A 6,238-nucleotide genomic window follows, 5' to 3' on the forward strand; every position below is an offset into this window, starting at 1 on the left:
ATCACCCAAAGCCCTGTGCGGACAGCACCCCCGGCGGCGATACTTGCCGCGACGGATGGCCAAGGGGGAGGTCAGGTGACACAGTTGCAGCAGGGCGTCGCCCCACCGGCGACCCCCCTCGCACCCCGCCGCACCGCCTTCGCCGAGGGAGCCGACCGCCTGCGCGCCGCCGCAGCCACCGAGCCCGGCCGGCTCCGGGTCATCGGCGCCGTCCTCGCCCTGCTCGTCGTCTCCTTCGGTGCCGTCACCGCCTGGCAGATGACCGACCGCGCGGGCGCCGCCGACGACGTACTGCACCGCAGCCAGCCGCTCAGCGCCGGCGCCGCCGACATCTACCGCTCCCTCGCCGACGCCAACACCGCGGCGTCCAGCGGATTCCTCGCGGGTGGCCAGGAACCCGCCGCGACCACCCTCCGGTACGAGAAGGACATCCGGACGGCCGCCGCCAAGCTGGTCACCGCCGCGGCCAACGCCGAGCCCGGCTCCCCCTCCGCGGCCACCATCACCAAGCTCAACACGCTGCTCCCGGAGTACAAGGGCCTCATCGAACGTGCCCGCGCCAACAACCGCCAGGGCTTCCCGGTGGGCGGCGCCTATCTGCGGGCGGCGAACGAGAAGATGCAGCAGGAGATGCTGCCGGCCGCCCAGGACCTGTACACCAAGGAGAACCAGCGGCTCCGCTCCGACTACGCGCACGCGACCCCGTATCCCTGGTTCGCCCTGGCCCTCGGCGCTCTCGCGCTCGCCGCCCTCGGCTGGGCGCAGCGCCGCCACTACCTGCGCACCAACCGGGTGCTCAACCACGGTCTGGTCGCCGCCACGGCCGCCTCCGCGATCGTCCTGCTGTGGCTTGCCGCCGGCCACAGCGTAGCCCGCGCGGGCCTGAGCTCCTCGTACGCGCACGGCATCCGCTCGCTGGACGTGCTGCACGACGCCCGTATCGCGTCCCTGAACGCGCGCGGCAACGAGAACCTGACCCTGGTCAGCCGCGGCGCCGAGACCAAGAAGCTGCCGAGCGGGGCGGTCGAGGACGCCTACGACTACGCGTTCCAGCGGGACATGGACGCACTCCGCGCGAGCCTCGCCAAGGCGGCCTCCCTCGCCGACGACCAGTCGGGCGAGCAGCCCGTGAAGGCCGCCACCGGCAACATGAAGGTGTGGCAGGAGCGCCACAAGCAGGCCAGGGCGGCCGACGACGAGGGCAACTACCAGGCGGCCCTGAACAAGATCATCGGATCCCGGGCGGACCAGCCCACCGGCGAGTGCTTCGACAGCGTGGACGCGAACCTGGCGAAGGCGCTGGACCACGAGGAGAGTGAGTTCGTGCAGGCGGCGAGCGACGGCCGGGACGCCATGACCGGGCTCCCGGTGGGCGCGGCCGTCCTCGCCGTGCTGGGCGCGTCCGGAGCGGTACTCGGCATCGGGCGCAGGCTGTCGGAGTACCGGTGAGAGGGGGAGCGGCGATGATCGCACGGCGCCTGCGGGCGAGCCTGAAGGGCTGGGGCGGTGTGGCGGCCATGGTCGTCGTCTGCGCGCTCACCCTCGTCCTCGCGCTGCTTCTGCCGCTGACCCGCCCGAGCGGCAACGGCTCGACGGGCACCGGCGGCCCGGGCCTCGCCAGGGCCGCACAGGCCAAGGACGACTCCTGCGGCGGCCACCCGGAGCGGATGAGCCCGCCGCCGTCGAGCGACGAGAGCGGTCCGGCGGTCACGGCCATCAAGCAGCGCGGCTATCTCTCGGTGGGCGTCGACCAGAACAGCTACCACTGGGGTTACCGCGACCCCAACACCAAGGGCAGCGACCTCGAGGGCTTCGACATCGACCTCGCCCGCGAGATCGCCCGGCAGATCATCGGCAGGCCCGATGCCGTCCGCTTCCACGCCATCCCCACCAACCAGCGCATCCCGGCCATCAAGAACCACCAGGTGGACATGGTCGTGCGCACCATGACGATCACCTGCGGCCGACTGGCGGACGTCTCCTTCTCCGAGCCGTACTTCACGACCGGCCAGCAGGTGCTCGCCCCCAAGTCGTCCCCGATCACGGGCTACGACACGTCGCTCGCCGGCAAGAGGATCTGCTCGGCCCAGGGTTCGACCGCGGGCGCGAAGCTGACCGAGGACCGGAAGTCCGGCCGGCTCGCCGCGTCCGCCGACATCTCCACCACCGTCCCCAACCAGCTCGACTGCCTGGTGAGACTGCAACTGGGCGAGGTCGACGCGGTGGTCACCGACGGCGCGCTCGCCGCGAGCCAGGCCGCCCAGGACCCGACCGTCGAACTCAAGGGGAAGCCCTTCACGACCGAGTACTACGGCGTGGCGATGAACAAGGATGACAAGGATCTGGTACGCCGGGTCAACCAGGTGCTCGAGGACTACCGCAGGAACGGCTGGCAGGCCTCGTACACCAGGTGGCTGTCCCAGACCCTGGGCAAGGACTCGACGCCGTCGCAGCCGCCTTCCACCTGAACCGGCGCAACCGGCTTGGTACCACTGGAGAGTTGCCCCGGCGCACCGGACACGCGCGCGGGGAACGACGAGAGCGAGAGGTGATCGATGGGCGTCACGGGACCCACCGGGCCGGTACTGGACCGGGACGAGGTGGACCGTGCGCTGGCGCGGCTCGGCGCGGAGCACGAGGCCATAGAGACCTCGCTCCTCGCCCTCCAGGACCACGCGGGCCGCAGGCTCCTCGAGGGCGCCGAACTGACCGGCGTCACCAAGGAGCGGTGGGCCTCGGCGGAGGCGTCGATCACCCTGCTGTGGGCGTACTTCGACGCGTACACGGACACGCTGCGCACCGCGCGGGAGATCCGCTCCCGCAGGCGCTGGTCGAGCCGCGAGGACCTGGCCGAGCTGACCGAACTGCTGCGCGGCCCGAGCGTCACCGTCGCGGGCGGTACCACGGCGACGGCGAACGCGCCGACCCTGGCGGGCACCGGCCGGCTCAGCGAGCAGTTCACCCTCGAGCAGCTCGTGGACCGGATGAACGACCTGTACGCGTCCTCGCTGGACATGGTCGTCGCCGCCGACGCCGTGTGGTCGGCACTGCCCGCCCGAATCGATTTACTGGCCGCCGAGTTGCAGCGCACACGTCAGCTCGCCCACTCGGTGGGTGTACGCCCCGGCGAGCATCCGGCGGGCGACGACCTGGAGCGCATCACCCGCACCCTGACCAGGCTGCGCGAGCAGGTGGTCTCCGACCCGCTGGCGTACTGGGTCCCGGCCCAGGGGAGTTCGGCGCCCGGTGGCGGCAGGCCGGACACCACGGTGTACGACCGCCAGGCGCGCGCCCTGGAGGACGTACGCCGGGAGATCGACGCTGTTCTGACGGTACGTCAGGATGCCGAGAAGCGGCTCGTGAGACTGCGGGACCTGCTCAGCCGCGCGGACCGCACCCTGGCCGAGGCCCGCAGCGCGCGCGGTGAGGTGCTGGCGAAGATCGCCGCCTCGGAGGTCCCCGCGGTCAGCGGTCCGCCCACCGCGCTGCAGGAGCAGCTGGCGACGGCCGCCGAGTACCGCAGGCACGCCCAGTGGCACCGCCTCTCACCGCTCCTGGACTCGCTGGAGCAGAGGGCGGAGGACGAACTCCAGCGCGCCCGCGAGTCGCTGACGGCGGTCACCGCGCCGCTCGCGGTCCGTGCCGAGCTGCGCGGCCGCCTCGACGCGTACAAGGCGAAGGTGGCCCGGCACGGTCTGGCGGAGGACCCGCTGGTGGTCGAGCGGTACGACACGGCCCGCCGCATGCTGTGGAGCGCGCCCTGCGACCTGAGGGCCGCCGAGCAGGCGGTGCTGCGCTACCAGCAGGCGGCCGCGGAACTGCTCGGCGCGCGTGTGCCCGAGCCGGGCGCACCGGCCGACCGGAGGGGGGAGGCATGAGTCAGGCGGGGCGGACGTGCCAGCGGCCCGGCTGCGAGGGGTCGTACGAGGACGTGGGCGGCGGCGAGCTGTACTGCGACACGTGCGGGCTCGCGCCGGTCGTCTCGGCGAAGGGCGCGGAGGGCTCGCCGCCTGCGGGAGGCGCCGCGGACGGCAAGGGCTCCCAGGGCTCGGGAACCGGCGGCGTGCGGCCCGATTCCGGGGCGTCGTCGCGGTCGTCGCAGTCCCGGCGGTCGTCGCAGTCGCGGCGCTCGGTGTCGGGCCGGCTGTCCGGGAAGTCCACCGGCCGTTCGGTGTCGGTGCGCAGCTCCGGTTCCACGGCCGGGAGTTCGGGTCGCAGCCGGCTCGGCCTGGGCCTGGTGCAGGTCCCGGCGGTGCCGCGGCCCGACCCGCGCGCCATGGTGCTGGAGCGCGCGGAGGTGCCCGAGCGCAAGCGGTTCTGCTCGCGCTCCGACTGCGGGGCCCCGGTGGGGCGGGCCCGCGGCGACCGGCCCGGGCGCACGGAGGGCTTCTGCACCAAGTGCGGCCACCCCTATTCGTTCGTGCCGAAGCTCAAGGCCGGCGACATCGTGCACGGCCAGTACGAGGTCGTGGGCTGCCTGGCGCACGGCGGGCTCGGCTGGATCTACCTGGCGGTCGACCGCGCCGTCTCCGACCGATGGGTGGTCCTCAAGGGCCTGCTGGACACCGGCGACCAGGACGCGATGGCCGCGGCGATCTCCGAGCGGCGCTTCCTCGCGGAGATCGAGCACGCGAACATCGTGCGGATCTACAACTTCGTCGAGCACCTGGACCAGCGCACGGGCTCGCTCGACGGCTACATCGTCATGGAGTACGTCGGCGGCAAGTCGCTGAAGGAGATCGCCAACGAGCGTCGCGCACCGGACGGGCGACGCGATCCGCTGCCGGTGGAGCAGGCGTGCGCGTACGGCATCGAGGCGCTGGAGGCGCTCGGCCATCTGCACAGCCGGAACCTGCTGTACTGCGACTTCAAGGTCGACAACGCCATCCAGACCGAGGACCAGCTCAAGCTGATCGACATGGGCGCGGTGCGCAGGATGGACGACGACGAGTCGGCCATCTACGGCACGGTCGGCTACCAGGCGCCCGAGGTCGCGGAGGTCGGCCCGTCGGTGGCCTCCGACCTGTACACGGTCGCGCGCACCCTGGCGGTGCTCACCTTCGACTTCCAGGGCTACACGAACGCCTACGCCGACTCCCTGCCCGACCCGGACACCATCGAGGTGTTCCGCCGGTACGAGTCCTTCTACCGGTTGCTGGTCCGCGCCACCGACCCCGACCCCGCGCGCCGGTTCGCCTCCGCGCAGGAGATGTCGGAGCAGCTGACGGGGGTGCTGCGGGAGGTCGTCGCCCTTCGGACGGGCCGTCCGAGGCCCGCGCTGTCGACCCTGTTCGGTTCGGAACTCAGGGTCACGGACACGGAGTTGTTCCCGAAGCAGACCGGGGAGGTGTCGCGGCTGGGGGCACGGGTGGTACCGGCGCGCCGCCTGCGCCGAGCGGCCGGGGGTGCCCTGCCCGCCACAACAGGAACGGCGGGCTCCGGAACCGGGGGCGCGCTGCCGGGCACGCCGGGCTCCGGCGCCGTGGGGGCCGTGTCCGCCCCTGCCGTCGCAGCCGCTCCCCCTGCCGCCCCTCCCGGCGCCGCCCCCGCCGTCTCCGGCGCCGGTACCCGTCCGGGAGTGGCCGGGAGCACGGGTGGCGCGGCCGCCGGCACCGCCGCCGTCGTCAAGCCGGTCGACGCCCCCGCCGCCGCGCTCGCGCTGCCCGTCCCGCATGTCGACCCCGGCGACCCCAACGCCGGTTTCCTGGCCGGTCTCATGGCCTCCGCGCCCGCCGAGCTGATCGTCGCTCTGCGGACCGCGCCCGCCGCCTCCCCGGAGCTGCGGCTGCGCGAGTTGCGCGCCCGGCTGGAGATGGGCGAGACGGCGGGTGCCGGGCAGGCCCTCGCGGCCCTGGAGGCGGACCACGCCGACGACTGGCGGGTCGTGTGGTACCGGGGCGTCACCGCGCTCGTCACGGGCGACCACGAGGCCGCCGCGCTCTCCTTCGACGCGGTCTACGACGCCTTCCCCGGCGAGCCCGCACCCAAGCTGGCCCTCGGCCTGTGCGCGGAGGTCCTGGGCCAGCTCGACAACGCCGCCGAGTACTACCGCCTCGTGTGGACGACCGACCCGAGCTACGTCAGCGCGGCGTTCGGTCTGGCCCGCGTCCAGTTCGCCGCCGGTGACCGCCAGGGCGCCGTGCGTACCCTGGAGTCCGTGCCGGAGGCGTCCATCCACTACACCGCCGCCCGTGTCGCCGCCGTCCGCGCGCGGCTGCGGCAGCGCGCCGGCCGGGGA

4 protein-coding genes are annotated in these 6,238 nt (G+C 73.3%); all 4 read left to right on the plus strand.

Annotated features, from left to right (window positions below; genetic code table 11):
- Positions 1-75 precede the first annotated feature (75 nt).
- Positions 76-1,449: a hypothetical protein gene (locus C3488_RS38795; RefSeq protein ID WP_258053917.1), complete on the plus strand. Its 1,374-nt coding sequence runs from the start codon at positions 76-78 to the stop codon at positions 1,447-1,449.
- Between the two features lie 14 nt (positions 1,450-1,463).
- On the plus strand, positions 1,464-2,468 hold the full coding sequence (locus tag C3488_RS38800) for a glutamate ABC transporter substrate-binding protein (protein WP_103845525.1): 1,005 nt from the start codon (positions 1,464-1,466) through the stop codon (positions 2,466-2,468).
- Positions 2,469-2,555: 87 nt separating this feature from the next.
- Positions 2,556-3,878: a hypothetical protein gene (locus C3488_RS38805; protein WP_103845526.1), complete on the plus strand. Its 1,323-nt coding sequence runs from the start codon at positions 2,556-2,558 to the stop codon at positions 3,876-3,878.
- Positions 3,875-6,238, plus strand: a 2,364-nt coding sequence (locus tag C3488_RS38810; RefSeq protein ID WP_103845527.1) for a serine/threonine-protein kinase, incomplete at its 3' end; no start/stop codon positions are given. The genes C3488_RS38805 and C3488_RS38810, both read left to right, overlap by 4 nt.

The organism is Streptomyces sp. Ru72 (assembly GCF_002920635.1).
Lineage (GTDB): Bacteria > Actinomycetota > Actinomycetes > Streptomycetales > Streptomycetaceae > Streptomyces.